22 protein-coding genes are annotated in these 26105 nt (G+C 45.6%); 12 read left to right on the top strand and 10 right to left on the bottom strand.

Translation table 11 applies throughout. The features are described 5' to 3' along the window. Nucleotides 1-34: 34 nt before the first annotated feature. The gene (locus tag QUB16_RS01050; RefSeq protein ID WP_333313397.1) at nucleotides 35-1249 is read left to right on the top strand and encodes an alpha/beta fold hydrolase; all 1215 of its coding nucleotides are present in this window, start codon (nucleotides 35-37) and stop codon (nucleotides 1247-1249) included. 104 nt (nucleotides 1250-1353) lie between these two features. Here the strand turns inward: QUB16_RS01050 and QUB16_RS01045 are convergent, their stop codons facing one another. After that, a complete protein-coding gene (locus QUB16_RS01045) occupies nucleotides 1354-2097 on the bottom strand; it encodes a pentapeptide repeat-containing protein (RefSeq protein ID WP_333313395.1) in 744 nt (247 codons plus the stop codon). A gap of 299 nt (nucleotides 2098-2396) precedes the next feature. Between QUB16_RS01045 and QUB16_RS01040 the strand changes: the two genes are divergently transcribed. From QUB16_RS01040 to QUB16_RS01025, 4 genes are all read left to right on the top strand, one after another. Next, nucleotides 2397-2525: a hypothetical protein gene (locus tag QUB16_RS01040; protein ID WP_333313393.1), complete on the top strand. Its 129-nt coding sequence runs from the start codon at nucleotides 2397-2399 to the stop codon at nucleotides 2523-2525. Between the two features lie 179 nt (nucleotides 2526-2704). Beyond that, entirely contained in the window at nucleotides 2705-3355 is a 651-nt protein-coding gene (locus QUB16_RS01035; protein WP_333313391.1) for an ATP-binding protein, read from the top strand. A 297-nt stretch (nucleotides 3356-3652) separates the two neighbouring features. Further along, nucleotides 3653-3991, top strand: a complete 339-nt coding sequence (locus tag QUB16_RS01030) for a DUF3593 domain-containing protein (protein ID WP_333313389.1) — start codon at nucleotides 3653-3655, stop codon at nucleotides 3989-3991. A 554-nt stretch (nucleotides 3992-4545) separates the two neighbouring features. Beyond that, on the top strand, nucleotides 4546-6636 hold the full coding sequence (locus QUB16_RS01025) for a protein kinase domain-containing protein (protein WP_333313388.1): 2091 nt from the start codon (nucleotides 4546-4548) through the stop codon (nucleotides 6634-6636). Here QUB16_RS01025 and QUB16_RS01020 read toward each other — a convergent pair. From QUB16_RS01020 to QUB16_RS01000, 5 genes are all read right to left on the bottom strand, one after another. Further along, nucleotides 6613-8211 (bottom strand): helix-hairpin-helix domain-containing protein, encoded by a 1599-nt coding sequence (locus tag QUB16_RS01020; protein ID WP_333313385.1) that lies wholly within the window; start codon nucleotides 8209-8211, stop codon nucleotides 6613-6615. The genes QUB16_RS01025 and QUB16_RS01020 overlap by 24 nt on opposite strands. Then, complete coding sequence (locus QUB16_RS01015; RefSeq protein WP_333313383.1) at nucleotides 8195-8983, bottom strand: LAGLIDADG family homing endonuclease; 789 nt, start codon at nucleotides 8981-8983, stop codon at nucleotides 8195-8197. Before QUB16_RS01015 ends, QUB16_RS01020 begins: the two co-directional genes overlap by 17 nt. 1 nt (nucleotide 8984) lies before the next feature. Continuing rightward, on the bottom strand, nucleotides 8985-11645 hold the full coding sequence (locus QUB16_RS01010; RefSeq protein ID WP_333313381.1) for a DNA polymerase III subunit alpha: 2661 nt from the start codon (nucleotides 11643-11645) through the stop codon (nucleotides 8985-8987). A gap of 189 nt (nucleotides 11646-11834) precedes the next feature. Further along, complete coding sequence (locus QUB16_RS01005) at nucleotides 11835-12254, bottom strand: lysozyme inhibitor LprI family protein (RefSeq protein ID WP_333313379.1); 420 nt, start codon at nucleotides 12252-12254, stop codon at nucleotides 11835-11837. 16 nt (nucleotides 12255-12270) lie between these two features. Beyond that, nucleotides 12271-12585 carry a DUF2499 domain-containing protein gene (locus QUB16_RS01000; protein ID WP_333057176.1) on the bottom strand — a complete coding sequence of 105 codons (315 nt, stop codon included), beginning with the start codon at nucleotides 12583-12585 and terminating at the stop codon, nucleotides 12271-12273. Nucleotides 12586-12995: 410 nt separating this feature from the next. Between QUB16_RS01000 and csaB the strand changes: the two genes are divergently transcribed. From csaB to trmB, 4 genes are all read left to right on the top strand, one after another. After that, complete coding sequence (csaB, locus tag QUB16_RS00995; RefSeq protein WP_333313377.1) at nucleotides 12996-14033, top strand: polysaccharide pyruvyl transferase CsaB; 1038 nt, start codon at nucleotides 12996-12998, stop codon at nucleotides 14031-14033. A gap of 22 nt (nucleotides 14034-14055) precedes the next feature. After that, on the top strand, nucleotides 14056-14850 hold the full coding sequence (locus QUB16_RS00990; protein ID WP_333313376.1) for a Uma2 family endonuclease: 795 nt from the start codon (nucleotides 14056-14058) through the stop codon (nucleotides 14848-14850). Between the two features lie 74 nt (nucleotides 14851-14924). Next, nucleotides 14925-15644, top strand: a complete 720-nt coding sequence (locus QUB16_RS00985) for a Uma2 family endonuclease (protein WP_333313374.1) — start codon at nucleotides 14925-14927, stop codon at nucleotides 15642-15644. Nucleotides 15645-15803: 159 nt separating this feature from the next. After that, nucleotides 15804-16436 carry a tRNA (guanosine(46)-N7)-methyltransferase TrmB gene (gene trmB, locus QUB16_RS00980; RefSeq protein ID WP_333313372.1) on the top strand — a complete coding sequence of 211 codons (633 nt, stop codon included), beginning with the start codon at nucleotides 15804-15806 and terminating at the stop codon, nucleotides 16434-16436. 288 nt (nucleotides 16437-16724) lie between these two features. Here trmB and QUB16_RS00975 read toward each other — a convergent pair whose 3' ends face one another. Then, nucleotides 16725-16892: a hypothetical protein gene (locus QUB16_RS00975; RefSeq protein WP_333313371.1), complete on the bottom strand. Its 168-nt coding sequence runs from the start codon at nucleotides 16890-16892 to the stop codon at nucleotides 16725-16727. 60 nt (nucleotides 16893-16952) lie between these two features. Next, complete coding sequence (locus QUB16_RS00970; protein ID WP_333313370.1) at nucleotides 16953-18467, bottom strand: phospholipid carrier-dependent glycosyltransferase; 1515 nt, start codon at nucleotides 18465-18467, stop codon at nucleotides 16953-16955. Between the two features lie 308 nt (nucleotides 18468-18775). On the opposite strand from QUB16_RS00970, the gene QUB16_RS00965 reads away from it, so the two are divergent. Next, nucleotides 18776-22402: a CHAT domain-containing protein gene (locus QUB16_RS00965; protein WP_333313369.1), complete on the top strand. Its 3627-nt coding sequence runs from the start codon at nucleotides 18776-18778 to the stop codon at nucleotides 22400-22402. 140 nt (nucleotides 22403-22542) lie between these two features. Here the strand turns inward: QUB16_RS00965 and acsF are convergent, their stop codons facing one another. Further along, entirely contained in the window at nucleotides 22543-23619 is a 1077-nt protein-coding gene (acsF, locus tag QUB16_RS00960) for a magnesium-protoporphyrin IX monomethyl ester (oxidative) cyclase (protein WP_190738830.1), read from the bottom strand. Nucleotides 23620-24036: 417 nt separating this feature from the next. Here acsF and QUB16_RS00955 point away from each other — a divergent pair, with 417 nt between their 5' ends. Then, on the top strand, nucleotides 24037-24513 hold the full coding sequence (locus QUB16_RS00955) for a TM2 domain-containing protein (protein WP_333313368.1): 477 nt from the start codon (nucleotides 24037-24039) through the stop codon (nucleotides 24511-24513). Nucleotides 24514-24693: 180 nt separating this feature from the next. Continuing rightward, nucleotides 24694-24867: a 50S ribosomal protein L32 gene (gene rpmF / locus QUB16_RS00950; protein WP_006632406.1), complete on the top strand. Its 174-nt coding sequence runs from the start codon at nucleotides 24694-24696 to the stop codon at nucleotides 24865-24867. Between the two features lie 42 nt (nucleotides 24868-24909). Here rpmF and queA read toward each other — a convergent pair whose 3' ends face one another. After that, nucleotides 24910-26049, bottom strand: coding sequence for a tRNA preQ1(34) S-adenosylmethionine ribosyltransferase-isomerase QueA (queA, locus tag QUB16_RS00945; RefSeq protein WP_333313367.1), 1140 nt, complete (start codon nucleotides 26047-26049; stop codon nucleotides 24910-24912). Nucleotides 26050-26105: the final 56 nt, after the last annotated feature.

Below are 26105 nucleotides of genomic sequence, written 5' to 3'. Positions count from 1 at the left end.
TTGAGCGATCTCTAATTTCCCGCGTGCTCTATCTATGAACAATTTGCTAGTATTCCTTTTGTCTAAGTCGCTAATAGCTTTTGGGATAGTTTTGGCCGTTGCTTATTCTGCTGCTTGTGTATTCCTCTTTGTAGCGCAAGGTAAGTTTATCTTTTTTCCCGCGCGCGCGATCGAAACTACGCCAGATGATTTTCAGTTGAAATATCAAGATGTTTGGTTGCCAATTTCAACTAAAACAGGCGCGGTGGAAAGCGTGCACGGGTGGTGGATTCCTGCATCGGAAAATCCCCCCAGCCCCCCCGAAGCTAGGGGTGGAGCAAGAAAGGGGGAGGCTGTTCCCTCTGTTAACACCGGAGACTCGGATACCCCCCCCAGCCCCCCCTTGCCAAGGGGGGGAGCTAGAGGAGTCGGAACGTCCCCGCAAAGTGAGAGACCGGCAGTCGCTCCGGTTCCCCCCCTTAACAAGGGGGGGTTAGGGGCAGGGCTGTTTGATTCTCACCAAAAACGAGGTTTTTGTAGGGGTAGTGCCCCCGTGCCTACCCCCGCCACCAACCATCGAATGGGGGTTTCTGGCAAAAAGGGCCGGCACGGGGGCACCGCCCCTACCAAGAATGAAACCGCCCTGGGGTTAGGGAAGGTAGTTTTGTATCTACACGGCAATGGTTCAAATGTGGGAGCAAATGTCGAACACGCTTATCGATTTCATCGGTTAGGTTTGTCGGTATTTGTGATCGATTATCGTGGTTATGGCAAAAGCCAGGGCGATTTTCCGAGTGAATCTCAGGTTTATGAGGATGCTCAGCTTGCTTGGGATTATTTGGTGAAACAGCGGGGGATTAACCCGAATCAAATTTATCTCTACGGTCATTCTTTGGGAGGGGCGATCGCGATCGATCTAGCCGTGCGTCACCCGGAGGCGGCAGGGGTAATTGTAGAAGGCTCTTTTACTTCGACGCGGGCGATGGTGAATTTCCAAAAAGGGCTGTTTTGGATGTTTCCGATCGATGTTTTGCTGACACAGCGGTTTGATTCTCTTTCAAAAGTCGATCGCCTGCAAATGCCTGTGCTCTTTATTCACGGGACTGCTGACAATGTAGTTCCAGTGGAAATGACCAAAAAACTGTTTGATGCAGCACCTCAGCCCAAACAGTTGTACATAGTTCCTGATGGAGGTCACAATAATGTGGCACAGATCGGGGGCGCAGAATATCTGCAAATACTGAGCCAATTTTTAGGTTCTTCAAAGTAGATAAAAGCTATTGGCGGTAACAGGTTAAGTTTGATATCTGTACCGCCTGCTCGCACTTCAAACAGTAGATATCTAAAGCGGAGCAGTTATCCCGATGATACCGCTTAGTATAACCTTAATACATTCAGCCACCAGTCATTTAAGGCATAGCAATAATTGCAGTAATTGTTCGTGCTTATAGCTTGTTCTTTCTTAACTTCGCAGCCGCGCCGAGATATTTTTCGATCCGGCATCCGGGCGCCGCAGAGATTGGCATCTGTAAGATTAGTTTTGTTCAATCTCGCATCCCTCAAGTCGGCATTTCTCAGGTCTGCACCGCTGAGATTTGCACCGCTTAAATCGGCTTCTTGGAGGTCGGCACTCCTGAGATTTGCACCGCTTAAATCGGCATTTCTCAGGTCGGTTCTACTTAGTTTAGCTGCGCTCAAATTACTGCATTTTAAGTTAGCCAACTGGAGGGATGCGTCTCGCAGAAAACTCTCGCTGAGGTTGGCATTTTCTAAGTTGGCTCCCCTGATGTCGGCCCTGCTCATGTCGGCTTTGCTGAGGTCGGCGTCAGCCAAAAAGGCGTTTCTCATGTTGGCGTTGTTTAAATTAGCTTCCATTAAGTCAGCCGCAGTCAAGTCGGCATCAACTAAGTCGGCCCTGTTGAGAGTGGCGCGGCTCAAGGAAGCGCCAAACAAATCTGCACGGCTCAAAGAAGCGCCAAATAAGTCGCATCCGGGACATCCTCTGGTTTCTAGCAGCCGCTTGACTAGAGACAGATTTTGAGCTTGTAAGGGAAGTGCGGCGCAAAATGGGAGTAGCATTATCGCTGCAGTCAGAATTTTCAGTTGGATTTTGGTCATAGTCTGGGTAAGTCCTGTAACTGCCTTTCATCACCGATTTGTCTGCTGGACTTACGTGCGGGGGCCAAAAAGCCGGTTTCCTCGTTAATTCCTCGCTGTCAAACCCAATATTCTTAGCAGAAACTGGGTTGTTTGCGTAAGTCCTACTCTAGTGGATGGACGCGACTCGACGGTGTAAGGTTCGTAGGCGTAAGCCGGGGCGTAGCCATCGCCCTCACCGATATTACTTACGCCTTGGGGATGAAACCCCGCACATCAAGGCTCCCCTGCAGCGAGCGGCGAACGGCCGGAGGCGCTAAATGCCAGGGATTCTGAAGCTGGCGACGGCTGCGGCAAGTGACCGACTCCGACAACGGATAAGTATTTGTAATGGATGCAGTTGGATTTTGCTGCCGAGGGCGATCGTTCTCCGTACAGGCGATCGGTAAATAAGCCAATTGGCTTAGACTCTTAAGACATATTGCTGATGCGCTGCCTTCTCTAAAAAAGATAGCATTTTTGTGTGATCCCCGAAATAACACCGAGCAAGCCAGTATAAAAAAAATACCAAATGTCTCGGCGGGTGGGAAAATTGGGTACAGCTAATACTTTCAGACGAGGAAAATAGATGTCGAACAGCATAGATCAACTTGCAGAAGGTGGCAGGGGGATCAAACTCATGTGGCAGATTGCAGACGAGCTCAGTTACACCCGGACTCTCGACAATCGAAATTGTTTCTGGCTGAGCAAAAGTTACGAAGTAGAAGGTCGCAATCAATCGCAAAATATAAAAAATGCTAGCGTTTTAGATGGGTTAATGAATTTATTAAACACCTGGGATTGGCAGACTGAAACAGAGCAGGAAGAAGAGCTGCATGAAACTTGTATTCAACATATTAGCCTGCAAGTCAACACAGATGTCAATGCTTTAACTCAAGTTTTGTTGTGGTTTGAGCAGTTGAAAGATTTATCGATTCCTAATGAGGTTTGGGGGAATCTTCAGTTAGCTTTGGCTGAAGGTTTCACTAATGCAGTTCGCCACGCTCACAAAAAGTTGCCAGTAGAAACTCCTGTGCAACTGGAAATTATGGTGTTTAACGGACGGTTGGAACTCAAAGTTTGGGATTGCGGGCCGTGTTTTGATTTTGATGCTAAGCTAAAGGAAATTCTGGCAGCAGATAGAAATAACGGCTTGGATTTAGAGGTTGTGAACGATGCTTGCTTGATGCCTAGCAGACAGAAAACTTTGGAACCGTCTCTCTTTCTAATTGCTGGGTAGCTTTGGGGAGAGGGACAATTAACAGACTGGCACGGTGAAAAATGTGTTATTCTAAAAACGGTGTTAGGGGAAAAGTTACGGGTTTTGTCTCCGCGTGGGTGAGGGGTTTGGAATACTGCCCACCTGCTGCGGCTTGGGTTAAGAGCTATGGTATTGGGTGACTCTATAGCAGTTCGATAGAAACGGGTGCATCTGTCTAATTAAATATTAAAAACTCAACCTTAAAAGTTAAAAATTATTCACACTAATTTTTGAGCTTTTAATTTATCATAGTATCTGGTCGCTCACCAATTACTAATGATTTCCAAAGAAACTTTATTTGTTCTGTCTCTATTTCCCTACTTGGGATTTCTCTGGTTTTTGACTAAATCGGGAAAAACACCCCGTTTAGCTCTGATGGGATTTTACGGCACTCTCGTTTTTGTAGCAGTGACGATTCCCGCGGCAATTTACGCAAAAGTTGCCTACAATGAGTCACTAGCAAATGTCGATTGGCTGCACGGTTCTGCGGAACTATTCTTAACACTTGCCAATATTTTATTAGTTTTAGGCTTTAGAGAAGCGGTGATTAAAGCCAAAGCATCCTCACAGAAGGGCGACGAGGAGCAAGAGTGTCTTTTAGATGGGGGAGAATAGCCGAGCTCATCTCAGTTTGGTATTTACTCTCTGCAGAAATGCTCCAGAATAGCCGTAGTTAACAGTTAATACCAATTTAATGTGAAGTTGCATATATCTCGATCCCCCTAAATCCCCCTGATTGTTGGGGAGTAGGGGTTGACTTTGAGAAGAATCTTGTCCCCCCTTTATTCAGGGGAGCTTAAACTACAATATAAATTCAAACAATCGCATACTCTGAGAAGAATCTTGTCCCCCCCTTAAGAAGGGGGGTTAGGGGGGATCAGATTCTACGGGGCCTCATAAAAAATTGGTATAACTGTTGACATATCAGTTTGTGAACCGCCAACCTGCAAAATTTTAGGAAAGCATTACAATATATGGAAACTCACATCAAGCAATTTTAGTGTCCTCACCTTGGTTTCTTGCCACGGGCTCAACCTGAGAGCCGAGATTTTGGGTTAAGAAAGCGAGTTTCTCAGGTATTATCGAGAATGGTGCTCTGGGCGTGAGTGGAAACAGACTACCATGTTGCTAAGTTTAGCTGTGGTGGGAATCTCCAGGCCGGAAAAAAGATGAGCTATTGCCTCAATCCCCATTGCCAAAAGCCGCAGAATGCGGACTCAACCAATTTTTGTCGGGCGTGCGGCTCTAAATTGCTACTGAAAGAGCGTTACCGCGCCCTTCAACCTATCGGTGAAGGAACATTTGGCCGAACTTTTTTAGCTGTCGATGAAGATAGGTTGAAAACTCCCTGCGCCATCAAACAATTTTTCCCCCAAGTTCAAGAAAAAGCTGAATTAGAAAAGGCAACTGCACTGTTCAAACAAGAAGCTCACCGACTACACGAACTCGGAGAACACCCGCAAATTCCAAGTTTGCTGGCTTCTTTTGAACAAGCCAAACGTCTGTATCTTGTGGAAGAGTTAATCGATGGAAATAATTTGTTTCAGGAGTTGCAGCAGCGGGGAGCTTTTAGCGAGGAACAGATTTGGGAATTGTTGATCAATTTGTTGCCTGTTTTGCAATTTGTTCACGAGCAGCAGGTGATTCATCGGGATATTAAGCCGGAAAATATTCTGCGGAGAACTCCCCAAAGCTTGTGGGCTGCGGCGGGATATGGCAACTCGACTCCTGGTAAAGGAAAAGGAGGGGCCTCTTTACCTCAATCTTCTGGTGGTATACAAGGGATAATTGTGCCTGAATCTCCTGCTGTACAGGGAAAGGCTAGGGGGGGTCAGTTTGTGCTAGTAGATTTTGGAGTTGCTAAGCACATTACCGGCCTTTCTGAGGCGCAAACTGGGACGATAACTGGAACTGCTGGCTATGCGCCGATCGAACAAATCCGCAGCGGCAAGGCGTATCCGGCGAGCGACCTTTACAGTTTGGGCGTTACCTGCATTCACCTGCTAACTGGGGCGGTATTGAAGGATTTGTTCGATGCTTTGGAATGCAAATGGATTTGGCGATCGCACTTGGCGCAAAAAGGCATAAAAGTCAGCCAAAAATTAGCAACTATTTTGAATAAATTGCTCAAAGATTCGGTAAGAGAGCGATATCAATCCGCTGCTGAAGTGTTGCAAGACTTGGTAAATCTTGGCCAATATCCCCGCTCTCAAATCAGTTATAATTCCCCAACAAAAATAGCTATTAATTCGCCAGTAACTAACTCGCAGCCCAATAAAGCAACCGCCGTATCGGCCGCGCCGCCCCACAAGATTCATGTTGCGCCATCCGCTAACAATCCGACATTTTTGTCGTCTAATAACTGGCGGTGCGATCGCATTCTCCACGGTCATTCAGCCCCGGTTAATGCTGTTGTTATTAATCCTCAAGGCAATATTCTCGCTAGCGCCAGCGACGATAAAACAATTAAGCTGTGGAACCTGCAAACAGGTGAATTCATCCATACTTTTTTCGGCCATTCCGCAACGGTTGATGCTGTGGCAATCAGCCCAGACGGGAGAATGATGGTTAGCGGCAGTTTTGACAGAAAAGTCATTGAGTGGAAGCTGGATAAAAAGGCGATGATTCGCGAATTTTACAGCGATTTTGGTTCGCCGTACAGTCACCGGTACGGCCCCGTGTACTCGGTGGCTTTTAGTTGCGACTCTGGAGCGATCGCGAGTGCCAGCGGCGACAAGAGTATTAAATTGTGGAACCAGCGCAACGGAGAATTGGTTCAAAAACTTTCGGGACATTCTGATAAGGTTTTATCTGTTAGTTTTCGCCCTCAAAGTATGATGCTTGCCAGCGGCAGTGCTGACACAACTATCAAGATGTGGCTGGTAGGTATTGGGGAGAGTGTACGGACTTTTGTCGGTCATTCAGATTGGGTTTATGCGATCGCATTTAGTCAAGACGGCAAGATGATTGTCAGTGGAAGTGCCGACGCTACTGTTAAATTGTGGAATGCCGATACAGGGGAATTGATTAATACTTTGAGGGGGCATTCTGAGGCGGTGATTTCGGTGGCGATGAGTCCAGATCGCGAAATTATGGCTAGCGGCAGTCGAGACGGTACGGTTAAACTCTGGAACCTGGAAACAGGAGAATGTTTGTGCTCTCTTGCTGGGCGCAATCCGGTGGCTTTTAGTCCTGACGGTCAAACTTTAGTCACCGGTGGGGATGGCGGCGAAGTGTTAGTTTGGCGGGCGTCTGTTTAGTTGGGCGAGATAAGTGACATACTTGTGAAGGCGATCGGTGTCAGTGTCAAGTAAACGACTGGCCCAAGAATGTACATTAAGTTGCGATCGCATTTCTCGAAACACCGCAGCATCTCCGCGATTGTCTAGAGGAAAAACCCAAGCATCAAATTTAGCCGACTTGAGACGGCTAACAGTTCCCTCGCCCTCTTGCACCCACAATTGACGGTTAATGCGAAAGGGTTGACAGGAATATTCACCGACAACAATTCCCCCCACAGAAACGCTAGCATCTTCTCCCCCATAGGAAAGTTCTTCCAAAAGGGCTTTGAGGTCATTGAGTTTTTCCCCGTCTTGTACTTGCTGCAGTGTAAGCTTGACAATCACCATTTCTAAAACTTCCACAGGTTTTGTCGATCGTACAACGTTGACTGGTTCCGCCGCCCAATGGTTATTTATTTCCGGTTGGGCCCTCTCGATTTCCTCTTCAACCTGTACTGTTTCCACCGGCTTTGCAGTGTCTACAATTATCTGAATTTCCTCGCCATCTTTCTCAATTTTTCCACTAATCAGTAAGATCGCATTCTCTACAATGTAAGGTTTCACTTGTTCGTAAGCCTTGGGGAACACCACAGCTTTTATTTGAGCGGTCAAATCTTCTAATTGCAAAATTGCCATCGCATCGCCTTTTTTAGTCACTACCATTTTAATAGCGCTGAGCATGACAATAACTGATACTTTCCCCTTTTTATCTGCTAACTGTTCGAGAGTCACCACATCGGGGTCTTCGTTTACTTGCATGAGAAACTTTAGGGGATGTTCTGACACATAAAAGCCAAGCAGTTCTTTTTCTAAACGCAATTTCTCCTGTTTTTCAAAATCTGGTACCACTTTAGATTTGGGCGCGGACTCATAGGTATTGACTGACTTCCCGAAGCTATTCGCACCTAACAAGTCAAAAAGATTGCCTTGGCCGCTTTCTCGGTCTCTTTTGCGCTCTTGCGCCCATTTTATCACTCCTTCGAGGTCGTGTACTAATTGATTGCGATTGTTTTCAATTTTATCAAAAGCACCGCATTGAATTAAAGCTTCTAGAGCCCGGCGGTTGACCGAATGGAGATTTACGCGATCGCACAAATCAGCCAATGATTTAAACTTACCCCCTTCCTGCCGCGCCGCCAAAATATTTTCAATTGCCGCTTCTCCCACATTTTTAACCGCCGAAATTCCAAACAAAATTTTATCTTTTGCAGCGCCAGTCATCTGTTTCGGCATCGGTGTAAAAGTAAGTTCCGAGCTATTAACATCGGGCGGCTCAACCTCAATACCCAGCTTGAGACAATTGGCAATATATTTCTGTACTTTATCCTGATCGCCCCTGTTAGCAGTCAGCAGTGCAGCCATATATTCTAGAGGATAATTCGCCTTTAAATAGGCAGTTTGATACGTGATATACGCATAGGCCATTGAATGGGATTTATTAAAACAGTTAGATGCCACCAAACTATTTTCTAGGATAAAGTTATGTTCTCGTTCAACGCCTATGTCATAGACTTCTTGAGTTCCTAGTGATTTTCGACTAATAATTTTTACCATGTTTGTAACTCCTGAGAATAGCCTCTATTTTAGTTTTCTTTCGTTGCAATCCCAAGCGGGGATATTGATACACAAAATCATAGAATGCTTGTATATTGTTTCGACTAAAGATTCTCCAATAATAAACTTTTTTTAATTGATGCTCTTGTACAGAACCCATCCCTAGGTGCATGGCTAGTTCGCGGGCAAATTCAAAGGAACCGACGATGCACACTAAACCGCCACTTCTACCTTTGTTTGCATAAGCACAACCGTCACCGTCAAAATAGCCTAACACATAAGACCCTAAATATTTTGAGTTCGGGAAATAGGTAACTTCCGAAAAAGTTCTTCCTGTTATGATGCCGTAGCCCTGTAAAGAGCTTGCCAGTTGTTCAGAAGAAAAATTTATTCGGTAGTGAGGAGCATAATTTTGAGGCTGAATAACTCTAATTTCACCAGAGTATTGTAGCTCTATGCTGAGCATTTCTGTAAGTTCTTTGTCAATAGATTCAAAAGCTACATAATTAGTTTGAGTAACGCAGCCATCAGCAGCTATCAATCCTAATAAATAAGCTTTAGCTTGAGAGTCAATTACATCAAAATAGCTCTCATTTAAAGTATAGCGGTTGCGCCGCTTAGTATTAATGTCGGCTTCTTTTAAAACCCTTGAAACTGCTCTTTCACTCACACCAAGGTAGTTAGGAATGTCTCGACACTCCATGCCCTGATTAAAAGCAGAAATGATTTGTTCCTTGTGTTCCGATTTTAGCTGCCTATAGTCGAGATACATTTTATATATCTGAGCTAGAGTTGATTTGTTTTAAGTCTAATCCTTTTTCAAAGATTTCGTCAATGGGCAGCATTTGACCGCCAACAGTCATAAACTTGTGATCTTTTGTGGCGCGAATTATCGAGCCATCTTCCAGGCAATACTCAAAGACCTCCTGCTGCCCCCGGCGATGCCACTGTGCAATTGACTGTGTATAAATATAACCGTTGCTATCAACACTATAAACAGTACATTCAATTTTTTCCTCAACAATTTTGCCAATAGCCATCGGCCCATATTCCACTGTCAATATCTTCGTGTCATAGCTCAAGCAATATTCCGCGAATTGCAGCATCTGTGCGAACAACTTTTCAGCAATTCTTTGACTGACTCCATTCTTAGTTGCGCCGTCGATAAACGTTTCTTTTTGCTTCTGCATTTCATCAGCTTTCTTCTTGCCCATTGCGCGGCGCAGCAAGTCAGCTTGACCCAAAGAATAGCCCGCCAAATCTTGAGCCATCCGCATAATTTGCTCTTGAAAGCAAAGCGTTCCATAAGTCTCTTTTAAAATCGGTTCTAATAGCGGATGATCGTACTCAACTGTTTTACCGTGCTTGCAGTCAATAAACTGAGGAATCAAACCTGCATCCAGCGGCCCAGGTCGGTAAAGTGCCAAAATAGAAGAAATATCATCCAGACAGGAAGGTTTGAGTTTTTTCACTACATCCAGCATTCCAGAGGATTCTAACTGAAAAATACCTTCTAAATCTCCTCTTTCTAAAAGTCTATAAGTTTTATCTACATCATCCGGTAACTTTTTGATTCTGCCAAAAGTCTCTTGAGCTCTGCGCTCAATATCAGAAGGTAGCATTTCTGGATCGACAATTAGATTTTGGGTTTGCTTAATATAATCAACAGTTTTCTGGAGCGTTGTTAAATTTTTCAATCCCAAAAAGTCCATTTTCAGCAGCCCCAAAAATTCCAAATCTTCCATGAAATATTGGGTAATCACAGCCCCCTCATTATTCTTTTGCAGCGGTACAAGTTCATCCAACGGCTCGGAAGAAATTACCACACCGGCCGCGTGAACACCATAGGTTTTGTTGGTTCCTTCAATGCGAATTGCCATGTCAATCCACTGACGAACTGGGACTTCTGTACCAGTTTCGGCATTTATGCAAATTGTATTTTCATAGTTGTCTTTAAATTCCTGTGCAGGTGTTTCATTGGAAATCATCACTTTAAGTTTTTCCGGTTTTCCCCTGGACACGGGAATTAATTTAGCCATTTCGTCGGCTTTTTTGTAGGGAATACCTAACACCCTGGCCACATCTTTCAAGACAGCTTTTGATGTCATTCTGTTGAAAGTAATAATTTGCGCTACGCGCTCGCTACCATATTTTTCCGTAACGTATTTAATCATGTCGTCCCGCCTTTCTATGCAGAAATCGCTATCAATATCTGGCATAGATTTCCGTTCGGGATTGAGAAATCGCTCGAATAGTAGTCCGTGGTGTACGGGGTCTATATTGGTGATTTTGAGGACGTAGGCAACTAGAGAACCTGCGGCAGAACCGCGTCCTGGCCCTACTGGAATATCGTTGTCTCTAGCATATTTTATGTAGTCCCAAACTACTAAAAAGTATTCCGAAAATCCCATCTGCTGAAGCATTTTCAGTTCGTATTCTAGTCTTTGTTTGTAGACTGGGGGGATTTCATTTCTGGTGCGGGCTTTGAGGCGTTCTAACAGTCCCAGCCAGGATATTTCTTCTACATAAGTATCGGCTGTATGTTCTGGGGGAATTGGAATGGTGGGAATCCGAGCTTCTCCTGTGAGCTCGTATCTCGATACTTTATTTGCGACTTCTAGGGTATTTGCGATCGCCTCTTTGATTGTTTCATCATCCAAATGGTCTCGAAACAGTTGCGCCATCTCCTCTGCGGACTTCAAATACTCTGTGCCGCTGTAGCGCATCCGCTTGTCTTCTTCAATCAGTTTGTTGGTGTTAATGCACAGCAAAGCATCGTGTGCTTCTACGTCGTTGCAGGAAATATAGTGAGAATCATTGGTGGCAATTATTTTAATCTTCAGTTCGCGGGCAATTTTAACGATTTCAACATTAACAATCCGGTCTTCCGGGGAACCGTGGTCTTGAATTTCTATATAGTAATCTTCCCCAAATACTTCTTTATACCATGTGGCTACTTCACGGGCAGTATCTAGCTTGTTTTGGAGAATCATTTGGGGAACTTCGCCGCCCAAACAAGCACTGGTGACAATTAAACCTTCGGAGTATTGTTTTAGCAGTTCCTTGTTGATGCAAGGTCGGGCAAAAATACCTCTTTCTGGCATTCCCTTTAAGTGGGAAATTGTGGTTAGTTTGACGAGGTTTTTATAACCTTGGGTATTTTTAGCTAAAACAACTTGATGGTATTTTCTTCTACCTCGAACTTTTACTTCTATGTCGCCGTTGACGACATACATTTCATTGCCAATAATCGGCTTGATATTTTTATTTCGGCAAACTTTGATTAGCTCGATCGCCCCGTACATCACCCCGTGGTCTGTAAGGGCGATCGCGGGCATCCCCAATTCGACCGCCCGTTCTGCGAGCTGTTGTAGCTGAGAAGCCCCATCTAGCAAGCTATAATCGCTGTGAATGTGCAAACCAACGAAGGACATAGGGATTTAAAATATAAGATTTGAGAATTTAGATTTTACACCATTGGCGTGTCAAAGCGTAAAATAAAAAACAAAGCTTTATATCACTCTTGAGCTGGTTTGTGCTGGGGCTTCTAGAAGTGCAAAAGATGAGGTTGTTGCGGAATTGAGGATTGAAGGGGTAAATTATTCTCCCTGGCGATCGAACTTTTACAAATTTGCTTGTTTCAAATAACCTTCCAAATCTTTAATCCGTTCTTGCGTCACTCTGGCCCTGCAATAACCGTAGGTAGAAGCAGCCAAACTACCGCCTTCAAACTGCCCTTTTGCATAATCACAATTTTCATCTCGAAATTTAATCCAAGTACGCTGTGCTGCAGTCAATCTCTGCTTTTGTCTACTGCTGATTTTTGCTTGCAGTTGCTGATAGACTTGATTGAGCTTTTTGTCGGCAGCCTCAAACTCTTGACTAGAACACATATTCATGTCTAGCGTGGTTTGAGGACTTTTGCAGTTAGGCTGTTGGGCGACTTGTAGGGGAATGTTGCTGGCTTTGCTGGGAAGCAAAAATCCGGCTGTCAACAAAAGCAAACTTGCCGCAAATTTTACGCAAATAGTGCTATTTTTCACTTAGTTTCTCCTTTTTTTAATCTTTAATTTTCTCTGCTGGCTGAGCCGATCGCCAAATCCACCAAGCAGCAGCCCACAAAGTAAAATTGCCGAATAGAGTCATCGCCGCTTGCAGGGTAACGATCCATTCTAGGGCTGGGGAGTTGTCAAAATAGTGCCATGTACAGGCACACATAGCGCTGACGAGAGCGGGCAGCATTGCGGCGGAAAGGGCCCACCAAGCTCGGTTTTGAGTGACTTCGCCGTAAGTCCAAATTAACCAGATGGCGGCAATCCACTCGACGACGCTAGAGACGTGAATAATCCAGGTGGGAATTGACAAAGCGTGCATTTTTTGTATTGTGAACGAAGATGAAAGATTTATCGATCGGGACTTACGCAACTGTCATATAAAGTATGATGAGTCAGTCGATTTTAGATTTTAGATTTTAGATTTTAGATTGACTCCACAGATGAATCTTGGAGCTTGAGCTTTGGTCTAAAATTTTAGGAGCATCCACGACTTAAGTCGGGGCTTGTACCTGTTTTTGGGCTGGTCATACAATTTTAGATTAGCGATTCGAGATTTTATTAGATTTGCGATTTGAGCTGACTGATGACGTAAAGCCTTGAAGCTTGCTGACAGTAGCATTTTTTTGGGTAGTAGTATTATCTCATTTCAAATCTCAAAAAAATCTAAAATCCAAAATCTAAAATCTAAAATAGTTACATTCCCCATCACAAACAAAGAAAAGAGTAGAAATGCGAGCAATTTTGTGCGGCTATTACGGTAAAGGCAACGGCGGCGACGAGGCGCTGTTGGCATCGCTACTGCAAATGTTACCAGATGGCGTAACGCCGATCGTCCTGTCTGGCAATCCTGTCGAGACAAATCAGCGGTACGGGGTAGCTGCGCGCGATCGCATGAATGCCTTTCAAGTTATCGAAGCACTCCGCACCTCCGACGCGCTAATCTGGGGCGGCGGCAGTTTAATCCAAGACACTACTAGCATTGCGAGCCCTTTCTATTATGGGGGTTTGATGGGATTAGCGCAGCGGATGGGCTTAAAAACTGTTGCCTGGGCCCAGGGAATTGGGCCTTTGAAGCGCGAAATGACTCGCAAGTTATCTCAGCGCTGTTTTGCTGGATGCACCGCCGTCAGCGTGCGGGATAAAGGTTCAGCTACTTTACTTGCAGATTGGAAAATTCCCTTTACTTTAGCGCCCGATCCCGTGTGGGCTTTGGAGAATTCTCCCGTGTCGGGTTTGTGGGATTTACCTGCGCCCAGAGTTGCTGTTTGTTTGCGTTCTCATTCTACACTAACTCCCGCCCGTTTGTCAATCTTAACTCAAGCTTTAGTTGACTTTCAAAAAGCAACTCGCACCTTAATTTTGCTGCTGCCTTTTCAAGCGTCTCACGACTTAGAAATAGCCAAACATTTGCACGAAGCCCTGCCCAAAACGAGCCGCATCCTGAGTTTAGACGATCCGAGAAAATTGAAAGGAGTATTCCGGGGAGTCGAAATGGCGATCGGGATGCGCTACCACAGTTTAATTATGGCAGCATCCGAAGAATGCCGCTGTTTTGCCCTCAGCTACGATCCGAAAGTCAGCCAGTTAATGGAAGAGCTAGAAATGCCGGGATATTTATTATCAGAATTGCCAGACGATCCTTATTTAATCAGCAAAACCTGGATGGAACACTATGCTAACGGCCACGCCTTATCGCCAGACAGGATAAAATTTATAGTAGAGCGATCGCTCTTTCATCGCGAAGTATTGCGAGCCGCGCTCCAGTAATCTCATTCAGAGGTGAAATACAATGACAGTCAGTACAGCGAACTTAAAAATTACCTGGGAAAAATTGCCAGACGACTTCATTTTAGACGAGGAACCTGTGGAAAACATCGACCAACCCTTGCTAGCCGCCGCCTTGCGAGAAATCTTAGAAATCGCGGGGCTAATAGTAGCAGGAATATTAGTTGCCCCAAACATGGGAATTTGTGCGACAGTAGACAGCAAGCTAGTTATCAAAGCTCCAGATTGGTTTTATGCCCGCAACGTCCAGCCGCTGGAAAATCAAGAAATTCGCCGCAGTTACACTCCCAACTTAGAAGGGGAAATTCCGGCGATCGTGATGGAATTTTTGTCAGCTAGTTCCAACGATGAATATTCTCGCAAAAAAACTTATCCCCCCGGCAAATGGTTTTTTTACGAGCAAATATTGCGAGTGCCAAATTATGCAATATTTCAACCTGCCACAGGAATGCTAGAAATTAACCTGTTGAATTCATCAGGAAAGTACCAATCACAGCAGCCCGATCCAAACGGCCGTTATTGGATTCCTGGAGTTGGATTATTTCTAGGTGTTTGGTATGGCACAAAAGCCGAAAGAACCGGATATTGGTTGCGGTGGTGGGATGAAAGCGGCCAGATGTTATTGTGGGGTGCAGAAATGGTAGAAAGAGAAAGGCAAGAAAGAGTAATCGCTCAACAGCAAGCCCAACAAGAACGGCAGCAAAAGACGATCGCTCAACAGCAAGCCGAACAAGAACGAGAACGATCGTCCATATTGGCCGCACAATTAAGAGCATTAGGCATTGAACCCGAAGCTTAAAAAATAGGCGATGCTATTCGATCGGAAATTATTGCCAGCAGTTCCACCGCATTCTTACTAAGAGGTAAAATACCATGACATTCAATCCAATTCAATTCAAAATATCCTGGGAAAAATTGCCCAAAAATTTCATTTTAGACGAGCACCCCCTGCAAGATATCGACCAGCCTTTGCTCGCCGCCGCCTTACGGGAAAGCTTAGAAATTGCGGGGCTAATTTTGGAGGGAACATTAGTTGCGTCTCATCTGGCGATTTGTGTAAATTTCAACGATAAGCTAGTTATAAAAACTCCCGATCTGTTTTATGCCACCAACGTACAGCCCCTTCCCGATCGAGAAATTCGTCGCAGTTATACCCCCAACCTAGAAGGAGACATTCCGGCAATTGTCATGGAGTTTTTGCCAGATAATCCTCCTAGTTATCAGGATGAATATTCTGCAAAACAAACTTATATTCCCGGAAAATGGCATTTTTACGAACAAATATTACAAGCCCCAATCTATGTAATTTTTGAACCTGCGAGCGGAGCTTTAATAGTATATCATTTGACTTCACCAGCAGACTATAAAAAACAGCAACCCGATGCAAACAATCGTTATTGGATTGCCGGAGTCGGGTTATTTCTGGGTGTTTGGCAGGGAACAAAAGCCGAAAGAACGGGATATTGGTTGCGGTGGTGGGATGAGAGCGGAGAGATGTTATTGTGGGGTGCAGAGATGGTGGAAAGGGAAAGGCAGCGGGGCGATCGACTAGCCGCCCAATTAAGAGCAGCAGGCCTCGAACCAGAGGCCTAATGCAATAATGAGGAATTTAAAATTGTCCATCTGCAATTTAAGATTGCTCATTAATTAAAAAGTAGGGAACAACATCGCAAAAATCAATATTTATCGGCGTTAATCCACGTTCATCTGCCTTCATCAGCGGTTAAAAAATACATTCAGGAGACAGCAAAATTGGCAAGAGTAAGAGTGCGGGAACACGTCAATCCCCTATCAATTAGATATCAAGCATCTGCAAGTCCCCCGGATTGGACTAAAATCTATGCCGACTTACATTTACCGCTGCATTTAGATATCGGCTGCGGCAGAGGACGGTTTTTGTGGCACATGGCGCAAATCCAAACAGACTGGAATTTTCTCGGATTAGAAATTCGGGAACCTCTGGTAGAAGAAGCGAATCTTTGGCGGGACGAAAAAGGCTTGACAAATTTGCACTATTTGTTTTGCAATGCGAATAGTTCCCTGAAACCAATTTTAGAAACTTTACCCGCAGGTATTTTGCAGCGGGTTAGCATTCAGTTTCCCGATCCGTGGTTCAAGAAAAAGCACCACAAACGGCGGGTGGTGCAGCAGGAATTAGTCAACGAATTGGCAAATTATCTGGCAATTGGTGGCGAAGTGTTTATTCAGTCAGATATTGAAGAAGTAGAAAGCGAAATGTGCGATCGCTTTTCATCTCACCCCAGTTTTAAACGTCAAAATGGTGGCGAATGGCTAGCAGAAAATCCCCTGCCTGTGGCTACAGAAAGAGAAATTGCTACTCTGAAACGGGGCGAACCAGTTTATCGAGCACTGTATCAAAAATAATGCTCGCTTTTGCAAACTCACCTTTGTCATAAATGTTATAAATTACATCTTGCACCTTGGTTAGGAACAGGCAAGATGCCTGTTCCACAAAACTTAATTTTCTTGTGGAACGGGCATCTTGTCCGTTAGGAACAGGCAAGATGCCTGTTCCACAAAACTTAATTTTCTTGTGGAACGGGCATCTTGCCCGTTAGGAACAGGCAAGATGCCTGTTCCACAAAACTTAATTTTCTTGTGGAACGGGCATCTTGCCCGTTAGGAACAGGCAAGATGCCTGTTCCACAAAACTTAATTTTCTTGTGGAACGGGCATCTTCCCCGTTAGGAACAGGCAAGATGCCTGTTCCACAAAACTTAATTTTCTTGTGGAACGGGTATCTTCCCCGTTAGGAACAGGCAAGATGCCTGTTCCACAAAACTTAATTTTCTTGTGAAACGGCTTTCCGGCCTTTTCCACAAAACTTAATTTTCTTGTGGAACGGGCATCTTGCCCGTTAATAAAAAAATTATTTCTAACTTAAACCCAAGAGGGCAGCCACATCCTAATTTTCCATTCCATTTGCGACAAAGGCAGTCCCAAATAGATAGGCATCCAGAAAATAAAAGCACCCAAAACCAGAAAAATAATTGTTACCCCCATCCCTCGGAGTCGAGTTTGAGGGCTGTGCAGCCACCTGTCAACCCACCAAGCAAGTGCTAAGGCTGCAAACACAGAACAGCCCATATAATGGTACAAAAATATGCAGCGAGTCACCTTCACCCAAGGCAGCAAATTAGCGGCCCAATTAACTATTAAATATAACGCCAGCCACATTTCAGCAGTCGGCGGAAACAAAATCGGCCGCTGCTGTTCTATCGTGTCAACAGAAGCCTCGCTGCGCGTTTGCAGCCACACCCAAATCCGGTGAACTAAAACTCCTATTACTAGCAGTAAAGCTAAGGTTGAAAGCCACCAAAGCAATGGATTTCCCATGGCGTGAACGTCAAAAATTGCCTGAGTTGCACCTTCCGGTAAAGGCGGCAAAACCGGATCTGGTTGGGCATTGCTGCTAGCAGTTTTGTAGAAGTAAACTATGGGGCGCAGCATCAAAGGCCAACTGTACCACGCGGAACAGTAAGGATGTACATCTGGCCCGCTTTTAATCCGCTGGTGATAAGTCAAAATTTCCGTTTGCATCTGCCAGAAATTGGGAGTTGGATTAAAGTACAGGTGAGGAATCCAAGAGATGCTGTAAACTAGAATAGGAATAATAGCTAGACTCAAGCCGAGTTCTATAAAATTGAGTTTAGTCAGTTTTTGTACTGGACTTTCGGCAGGAATTAGAGGTGAATCTACCTCGCGGCTTTGTTCTTCATTTCCTCTGTTACCCTGGATAAAACGAACTGCCCAAGCACAGATTAAAATTAGATAAGTACCGAAAATAAACCATAATCCGTTCCATTTGATAGCCGCAGATGCGCCGAAACCTATCCCGGCTAGTACCAGCCAAAGCCAGCGCTTTTTGCCTTCGGCTTCGACGGCTTTTAAAATAAATAACTGACCTAAAATTCCAAACAAAACTAGATAAATGTTGTTCAGCGCGTAGCGAGACTCCACTAAAAATAAACCGTCGCAGGCGGCCAACAAAGTAGCAAGAAAAGCGTAACTGCGGCGCCGAACTAGCTGATAAGCTAGTGCTCCCACAACTAGGGGAATAAAGGAACCTGTGAGAGCATTCAGCCAGCGGTAATCCCAAGGGGAAAGCAGGGAGCCAGCCATACTGTTGACGGCTGTTTGTCCGAAGGGAAGGTGAGTGCCGATCGCAATTCCGATCGCAATTATGTACTGGCTCAGAGGCGGGTGAGCGTTGAAAAAAGGAGTTTTTGTGAGATAATTGTTGGCAAATTTAGCGTAATAAACTTCGTCAAATACTAAAGTGTTAAATCGCTCTAGTGCCCAAAAGCGTAAAGTTAAGGAAAAGAGGAAGACACCGAGCATTGCTAGGGAAAAAATAACATTCGATTGGTTTAATTGTTTTTTCTTGATTTTCATAAAACAGCAGCCAATAATAGATACTAAATTTGAGGGCGATCGCTAATTTTAAATTCCTGAGTTGAGAGTAACGTAAAATAGGACTTGTGCAGCAACCGAATTTTTGATGAGAAACCGGGTTTTTGGGAAAAACTCAGTTTCTTAAACCCGGTTTCTAATAATGCTTGGAGAGTGCAGCGAAAACCAGGAGGGACTATTGTTTCACCAAATGCTCCCGATCTAATTAGCAAGCCGGAAGGAAAAGCGCGAATCACAAGGTGCGATAGATTATGATAGCAGCTAATCATGTCTTTTTTGAGCGAGTGCTTATGAATCCCATACTTTCGACTTGGGGGCGTTGGGGGTTAACTGTAGGTGCGACTATCCTGATGGGATCTGCCGCCGCGCCAAATCCCCAGACATTTGAAACTTTTGCTGATTTTTGTACCAACAAAGAGAATTTGCCCCCTGAAACCAGACATACGGTGGAGGTGTTACTATCAAAAGCAAAAACACAAGAGTGCGATCGCGCTCAAAAAACCCTGACTAATCTCACAGAACTTTCCCTAATTCGCAATCAAATAGTCGATATCAAACCCTTATCAAAATTCACCAATCTGAGAGAGCTCAACCTCATTTCAAATCAAATAACAGATGTGCAACCCTTATCGGGACTGACTAATCTGAGATTTCTCACCCTCACTTCCAATCAAATCTCTGACGTGAAACCATTATCTGGACTGACTAATCTCACACTACTTGACCTAGCTGGCAATCAAATAGTCGATATCAAACCATTATCAAAATTAACCAATCTGAGAAGGCTCAACCTCAGTGTAAATCAAATAACAGATGTGCAACCCTTATCGGGACTGACTAATCTGAGATCCCTCGTCCTCCAATTCAATCAAATCTCAGACGTGAAACCATTATCGGGACTGACTAATCTGACAGAGCTTTTCCTCGAAGCTAATCAAATCGTAGATGTAAAACCTTTAGCGGGATTGACTAATCTAACAGGGCTGTCCCTCGCATCTAATCAAATTGTAGATGTGACACCTTTATCGACAATGACGGAGTTGAATTTTCTTTATTTGAGTGGCAATAAAATTGCAGATGTGAAACCATTATCGGGATTGACCAATCTGATAGTGCTTTTCCTAGCATCAAATCAAATCGCAGATGTGAAACCATTATCGGGATTGACAAATCTGCCCACCCTAGATCTCAGTAGAAATCAAATCGCAGATATCAAACCTTTAGCGGGATTGACAAATCTAACTAACCTAGACATCAGTAGAAATCAAATCGCAGATGCCACACCTTTAGCGGGATTGGTATATCTGACAACCCTCGATCTCAGTAGAAATCAAATCCCGGATGGAGAAGCCGATCGATTAATTGAGAAAAACAAACAACGATTAAATCAAAAAACAGATGAAGCCGAGCGATTGCTTCAGGAAGCTAAGCGACTATTGGCTCAGGAAACAGCAGCATCTTACCAGGAGGCCTTGCAAAAGTTTGATGCAGCGCGTTCGCTTTATCAAATGCTTAGAAATCGGGACAAGGAAGCTGAGACGCTGAATATAATGGGCTTGATTAGTAATAGATTAGGAGAAAGACAGCAAGCCCTGAACTTCTACAAGCAAGCCCTTTCTGGGTCTCAGACTGTAGGCGATCGCCAGATGCAAGCCCTCATCCTCAACAATATCGGCGCCTTCTACTATGCTTTGGGAGAGAAACAGCAAGCCATCGACTACTATAACCAAGTCCTTTCCTTAATTCGGGAAATGGGCGATCGCCCTGAAGCAAGTATCAACCTCAGCAACATCTCGAACCTACCCGCAAACAGCGATAGATCTTTGGTCAATCGCACTGCGGAAGCCACCACACTCAACAACATCGGCTTAGCCTACAACGATTTGGGAGAAAAACAGAAAGCAAAAGAGTATCTTAACCAAGCCCTTCCCTTATTCCGGGCTATGGGCGATCGGACTAAGGAAGCCACTATCCTCAACAATATTGGCTTAGTCTACTATGATTTGGGAGAAAAACAAACAGCCCTCGACTACTACAAACAAGCCCTCGATTTGAGACAAAAAGCGGGCGATAGGCGTGGAGAAGCCAACAGCCTCAACAATGTAGGTAATACTTACTCAGAATTGGGAAAACTGGAGAAAGCAGAAGAATATTTCAACCAAGCCCTGCCGCTGTTTCGCACTGTGGGCGATCGTCCTGGGGAAGCCCTCACCCTCTACAATAGGGCTATTCTCAAAGGCGATCGAGGCAATTTAATCGCAGCCCTCACTGACATTGAAACCTCCATCAAAATCATCGAAAACCTCCGCACCAAAATTACCAACCACGAGCTCCGCATCTCATACTTTGCCACCGTACAACACTATTACCAGTTCTACATTGAGCTGTTAATGGAACTGCACAAAACTAATCCCAACTCTGGTTACGATCGCAAAGCCTTAGAAGCCAGCGAAAGTTCCCGCGCCCGCAGCCTTCTCGAACTTCTTCAAGAAGCAAACGCCGATATTCGCCAAGGTGTAGCCCCGGAATTATTGCAGCAAGAACGCAATTTACAACAGCAACTCGATGCCTTAGAAACACGCCGAATCGAAACTCTAAGCCGCCCCAATCATACCCCCGCAGAAAAAGTAGAATTAGACCAAAAACGGCAAACTTTACTAGGACAATATCAGGACATTCAAGCCCAAATCCGCTCCACCAGTCCCCGGTACGCCACCCTCACCCAACCGCAACCTCTAACGCTGGCACAGATTCAACAACAAATCCTCGATGACAATACCATTTTACTCCAGTATTCTTTAGGGAAACATCGTAGCTATCTCTGGGCTGTGACTAAAACCAGTATCACCAGTTATGAATTGCCCAAACAGGTTGACATCGAAAAAGCCGCCCGCAATTTCCGCAATGCTGTGACTAACCCGCGCTACCGAAACATTCCCGATCGAGTTGCTGAAGCTAACAACACGCTTAGTCAAATTATTTTACAGCCCGTAGCAGCACAACTCGCTCAAAAACGCCTGCTGATTGTTGGCGATGGCATTCTCAATTACCTCCCCTTTGCCGCCCTCTCGCTCCCTGAAACACCTGGTAAAAACCGGAATCAGCCTTTAATTGTAGACCATGAAATCGTGCTGCTGCCTTCCGCTTCCACCTTGGGAATCTTAAGACAAAACTACAATGACAGACAACCCCCAACTCGGACTTTAGCAATGCTCGCCGATCCAGTTTTTAGTCCTAACGATGAACGAGTTAAAAATTCTTCTTCAGCCACCACTCAGCAAGCGGTAGAATCAGCAAATCTCGGTTTAAGTCGCTCCAGAGGGGACAATAACGTACAGTTTGACCGTTTAAAATTCACTCGCCAAGAAGCTCAAATCATTCAAGCGTTAGTTCCGGCCAATTCTCGCACCGCATCTTTGGATTTTGCAGCCAGCCGCGCCGCAGCAACCAGTCAGAACTTAAGCCAATATAAAATCATTCATTTTGCCACTCACGGTTTAGCGAATAGCACTAACCCGGAACTATCAGGAATCATCTTGTCGCTGATAGATGAAAAGGGCAACCCTTTAAACGGATTCCTGCGACTTACTGATATTTTCAATCTCAAATTAGCAGCCGATTTAGTAGTGTTAAGTGCCTGTCAAACCGGATTAGGGCAGAACATTCAAGGCGAGGGCATGGTAGGATTAACGCGGGGATTTATGTATGCTGGGGCGAAGCGAGTTGTGGTGAGTTTATGGAATGTGGATGATGAAGGAACGGCTGCGTTAATGTCGAGTTTCTATCAGGGAATGCTGCAAAAAGGCTTAACCCCAGCGGCGGCTTTAAGGGCGGCGCAACTGGAAATGTTGAAGCAGGAAGAGTGGCGTTCTCCTTATTATTGGGCGGCTTTTAACCTTCAGGGGGAATGGCGATAAATTTTAGGAAAAACCAGCATTAATTCCAATTCCGGGCGAGTGTAAGTCTGGCGAGAACTTTTTGCGGTGAATCTGGATACCAAAAAAAAGCGGTTCTGCTTGTCGCAGAACCGCCGTCACAGAGGATGAAAAATCAAAACTTAACGCACAGCACCCTGTACTGAAGGTGATTCAATTGTTTTCATGAAGTACAGCTTCACTAATTGCCAGCCGTTCGACAGATACAAAGGCAATTTTTGGAAGAATTGCAAGAATTTCGGAGTATTAGAAGCAACAATTGCAGTCAACTGCTGATTGTTCTTGAGGCAAATATCCAGCCGTTCATAAAATTCTGGATTGTTCACGTCGAGCATGACGGGGAATACGCGGCCTGCTGTTTCGTTGGTCTTTTTAATCACTTCGATGTCGTATTCGCGAGCATCGAGTCCGAGCGATCGATAAAAACCCGCGCGCTGGATATCATTGAGATACATTGTCGCGAACACTGACAGCAAGAAGAAACGGCACCAAAGCTTAGCGCGCCAATCGTTCAACATCTGAGGCTGAGCTCTCATCACCGCATCGAAGAAATCTCCGTGGCGGTTTTCATCCTGGCACCAATTTTCAAAGAATCGGAAAATCGGATAAATCTGGTCTTCAGGATGGGCTTTTAAGTGCTGGTAAATCGTGATGTAGCGCCAATAACCGATCTTTTCAGACAAGTAAGTCGCGTAGAAAATAAACTTCGGCTTAAAGAATGTGTAACTGCGGCTCTTTGTCAAGAAACCCAAATCCAGGGACAAATTAAAGTCCGAGAGGGCTTTGTTGAGGAATCCGGCGTGCCGCGCTTCGTCGCGCGACATCAGGTTGAAACCCTCGGCGAGCACTGGATTTTTGTCTTTGAGCCTGCGTCCCAATTCTTTGTAAAGCAAGAACCCAGAAAACTCAGCGGTGCATGAACGTTCTAGAAACTCAATGAACAACTGGCGTTTTTCGCCGTCAATGTGATCCCAAGATTGAGCGAACTCCTCATCCCGCACGAAGTGGTTTTTGTTGTAGTCAACGCGGAACTCTTGGATAATTGCTTCTAGTTCGGCTTCATTTACCGAGATGTCCATTTTGGCCATCTCGTCAAAGTCGGTTGTGTAAAATCTCGGCGTGAGAATAGTTTCTTTGGCTGGGGCTTTCACTCCCGGCCGCAGTTCTTCAAAAGTGGGTTTTTTGAGGGAATCTACCATATGTTTATTGGATTTCTGCTTATAACTACTCGCTTGTTTCCATTGTCGGGTACTGCGGGCGATCGCGCTCGTGTATTTCCGGCCAGCGCTGGCGGCGCGCTTGGTTTGGCGCTCCGTGTGGAATCCAGGTCTAAGCTGCTGTAATTTCCACGCCCTCCAGTTTACCAAGCTCTCGCCCGCGCAAATATGTTGCTGGCGTTAAGAATTGCTACGCAAAATTACTCAGTGGGCATGGGGCATGGGGCATGGGCATGGGGCATGGGGCATGGGGAATTGGGGAATTGGTAGTAAATAACCAATAACTTCGGACTACGCACAAATATCTGCTGGTGTCAAACTGTTCAAACACCAGATAGAAAGTACAAAATGGATAAAGGGACTCCAATTCTTAGAATAACCAGGCAGGACGGTCAGAAAATGAGCAATTTAGGTGTTAGTTACCTTTTATGGGCAGCTTGTTTTTTCGGCCCATTCGGACTCCACCGCCTCTACAACGGCAAGATTGGTACGGGTTTGCTGTGGCTGTTTACCTTTGGTTTGTGTGGGTTTGGGCAATTGTTTGACTTGCTGCTGCTGCCGAACATGGTGGACGAACACAATGCCAGTCTCAGGGGCAAACTCGGCGTATCTCGCGAAGGTATACCGCTATATCCCGTCAGCGGGGCGATCGCCGCGACATACCCCAAGCCAACTCCAGACCAGTTAGGGGTTAAACTCCTGAAGGCAGCTTATACCAAGAACGGAAGATTATCTGTCACCCAAGGGGTGATGGCAACCGGCGCTACTTTTGCCGAAGTGGAAGAGGCTTTCACGGCACTGCTCAAAACGGATTATGTGAGTATCGAGAACGATGCGGTAACTGGCGTCGTGATCTACCACTTTCACGAACTTTAGCTGCTGCGGGTGCGTCAGTTCGGGGATTTTATGTGTTGTTCCAGAAGCTAATCGCTGACGCACCCTACTACTTGATATTGTTGGCCCAGCAGTTGTTGCGGTTTTTCGAGTAAGCATTGCCGGCAAAATCGGCTAGAATGTTTGTTTGTCTATATAAGCAAGCAGAAAGTATTTAGCGTCATGGCAGTCCCTAAGAAGAAAACCTCCAAATCCAAGAAGAATATGCGTAAGGCCACATGGAAGCGCAAAGCTGTCGTGGCAGCTCAGAAAGCTCTGTCTCTGGGCAAATCTGTTCTGACTGGGCGTTCCAACAGCTTCGTGTATCCCGGCAATGAAGAAGAGGAGGAAGAATAGAAACGGAATACCGGGCATGGGGCGAACCCGATGCCCGATCGATCAATCCTTTTTTGCTGCTGGTAAAATCAGCATCGCATCGCCAAAGGAATAAAAGCGGTACTGATGCTCGATCGCCTCTCGGTACAAATCCAACAGCCGAGGCCTTCCAATCATGGCACTTACCATCATCATCAAAGTAGAGCGGGGCAAGTGAAAATTGGTAATCATCCCCTCTACAACCCGCCACTTGTAACCAGGGTAGATAAACAAATTGGTCGGGCCGCAAAAAGCTTGCAAGGAAAAATCGCCACTCGCGGCGGCGGCTCCCTCTAAAGCTCGCACTGCTGTTGTACCCACGGCAATAATCCGCCCGCCTCGGGCTTGAGTTTCCCGAATTTTCTCAACGGTGGCGGCGGGTACTTCCACCCATTCGCCGTGCATTTTGTGAGCCGTCACGTCTGCCACCTCCACCGGGCGAAACGTCCCTACTCCGACGTGTAAGGTGACAAAAGTTTTTTCGATTCCCCGCTGTTCCAAGCGGCTGAACAATTCTTCGGTGAAGTGCAGGCCTGCTGTGGGGGCCGCCACCGCCCCAAGCCGATCGGCATAAACAGTCTGGTACTGTTCCGCTGAAGCTTGGGAATTTTCGATGTAGGGCGGCAGGGGTACGTGGCCGTATTCGTCCAAAAACGTCACCAGATTCTCATCTGTGGGGATGTCAAACTCCAACAGCCGTCCCCCTGTTGCGTCGTCCCTGTCTATAACTGTTGCAGTCAATCGACGGCGAGCGGGCATCGCGGCATCGGTTCGGCAACAGCAAGGATCTGTGGTCGAGTTCTCACCGGCAGGGGCGATGGGATCAAACTCAATTTTTGCTCCCAACTTTAAGCGTTTCCCCGGTTTAACCAAAGCCAGCCAACAGTTGTGCTGCCGTTCTTCCATCAACAATATCTCCACAGCCGGGCCGTTGGGTTTGTGCCCGTAGAGCCTCGCTGGCAGCACGCGGGTGTTGTTCAGTACCAGCAAGTCGCCCGGTTGCAGCAAATCGGGTAAATCCCTAAAAATCCGGTGTTGCTGGCTGCTGGGAGAATCTACAGCCAGCAAGCGAGAACTGTCCCTCGGCACTACGGGATTTTGGGCAATGCGCGAGGGCGGAAGTTCGTAGTCATAGCCGTCCAAAGACCAGTCCATCTCTGTCATCGAGTGAATTCCTGTGCGATCGATCTGTCAACTGGGTAACAAATTGGGTAAAAACC

The sequence above is a fragment of the Microcoleus sp. D3_18a_C4 genome (assembly GCF_036702415.1).
Lineage (GTDB): Bacteria > Cyanobacteriota > Cyanobacteriia > Cyanobacteriales > Microcoleaceae > Microcoleus.
Note: the sequence above shows the minus strand (reverse complement) of the source record. Positions and strands in the feature narration are given on the sequence as shown.

What these genes read in the sequence shown, in the direction of transcription:
- QUB16_RS00985 (WP_333313374.1), top strand. Translation starts at nt 14,925, where the DNA reads ATGACATTCAATCCAATTCAATTCAAAATATCCTGGGAAAAATTGCCC.
- QUB16_RS00970 (WP_333313370.1), bottom strand. Translation starts at nt 18,467, where the DNA reads ATGAAAATCAAGAAAAAACAATTAAACCAATCGAATGTTATTTTTTCC.
- QUB16_RS01015 (WP_333313383.1), bottom strand. Translation starts at nt 8,983, where the DNA reads ATGTATCTCGACTATAGGCAGCTAAAATCGGAACACAAGGAACAAATC.
- acsF (WP_190738830.1), bottom strand. Translation starts at nt 23,619, where the DNA reads ATGGTAGATTCCCTCAAAAAACCCACTTTTGAAGAACTGCGGCCGGGA.
- QUB16_RS01030 (WP_333313389.1), top strand. Translation starts at nt 3,653, where the DNA reads ATGATTTCCAAAGAAACTTTATTTGTTCTGTCTCTATTTCCCTACTTG.
- rpmF (WP_006632406.1), top strand. Translation starts at nt 24,694, where the DNA reads ATGGCAGTCCCTAAGAAGAAAACCTCCAAATCCAAGAAGAATATGCGT.
- csaB (WP_333313377.1), top strand. Translation starts at nt 12,996, where the DNA reads ATGCGAGCAATTTTGTGCGGCTATTACGGTAAAGGCAACGGCGGCGAC.
- QUB16_RS01050 (WP_333313397.1), top strand. Translation starts at nt 35, where the DNA reads ATGAACAATTTGCTAGTATTCCTTTTGTCTAAGTCGCTAATAGCTTTT.
- QUB16_RS01040 (WP_333313393.1), top strand. Translation starts at nt 2,397, where the DNA reads ATGCCAGGGATTCTGAAGCTGGCGACGGCTGCGGCAAGTGACCGACTC.
- QUB16_RS01035 (WP_333313391.1), top strand. Translation starts at nt 2,705, where the DNA reads ATGTCGAACAGCATAGATCAACTTGCAGAAGGTGGCAGGGGGATCAAA.
- queA (WP_333313367.1), bottom strand. Translation starts at nt 26,049, where the DNA reads ATGACAGAGATGGACTGGTCTTTGGACGGCTATGACTACGAACTTCCG.
- QUB16_RS00990 (WP_333313376.1), top strand. Translation starts at nt 14,056, where the DNA reads ATGACAGTCAGTACAGCGAACTTAAAAATTACCTGGGAAAAATTGCCA.
- QUB16_RS01020 (WP_333313385.1), bottom strand. Translation starts at nt 8,211, where the DNA reads ATGGTAAAAATTATTAGTCGAAAATCACTAGGAACTCAAGAAGTCTAT.
- QUB16_RS01025 (WP_333313388.1), top strand. Translation starts at nt 4,546, where the DNA reads ATGAGCTATTGCCTCAATCCCCATTGCCAAAAGCCGCAGAATGCGGAC.
- QUB16_RS01045 (WP_333313395.1), bottom strand. Translation starts at nt 2,097, where the DNA reads ATGACCAAAATCCAACTGAAAATTCTGACTGCAGCGATAATGCTACTC.
- QUB16_RS00965 (WP_333313369.1), top strand. Translation starts at nt 18,776, where the DNA reads ATGAATCCCATACTTTCGACTTGGGGGCGTTGGGGGTTAACTGTAGGT.
- QUB16_RS00955 (WP_333313368.1), top strand. Translation starts at nt 24,037, where the DNA reads ATGAGCAATTTAGGTGTTAGTTACCTTTTATGGGCAGCTTGTTTTTTC.
- QUB16_RS01010 (WP_333313381.1), bottom strand. Translation starts at nt 11,645, where the DNA reads ATGTCCTTCGTTGGTTTGCACATTCACAGCGATTATAGCTTGCTAGAT.
- QUB16_RS01000 (WP_333057176.1), bottom strand. Translation starts at nt 12,585, where the DNA reads ATGCACGCTTTGTCAATTCCCACCTGGATTATTCACGTCTCTAGCGTC.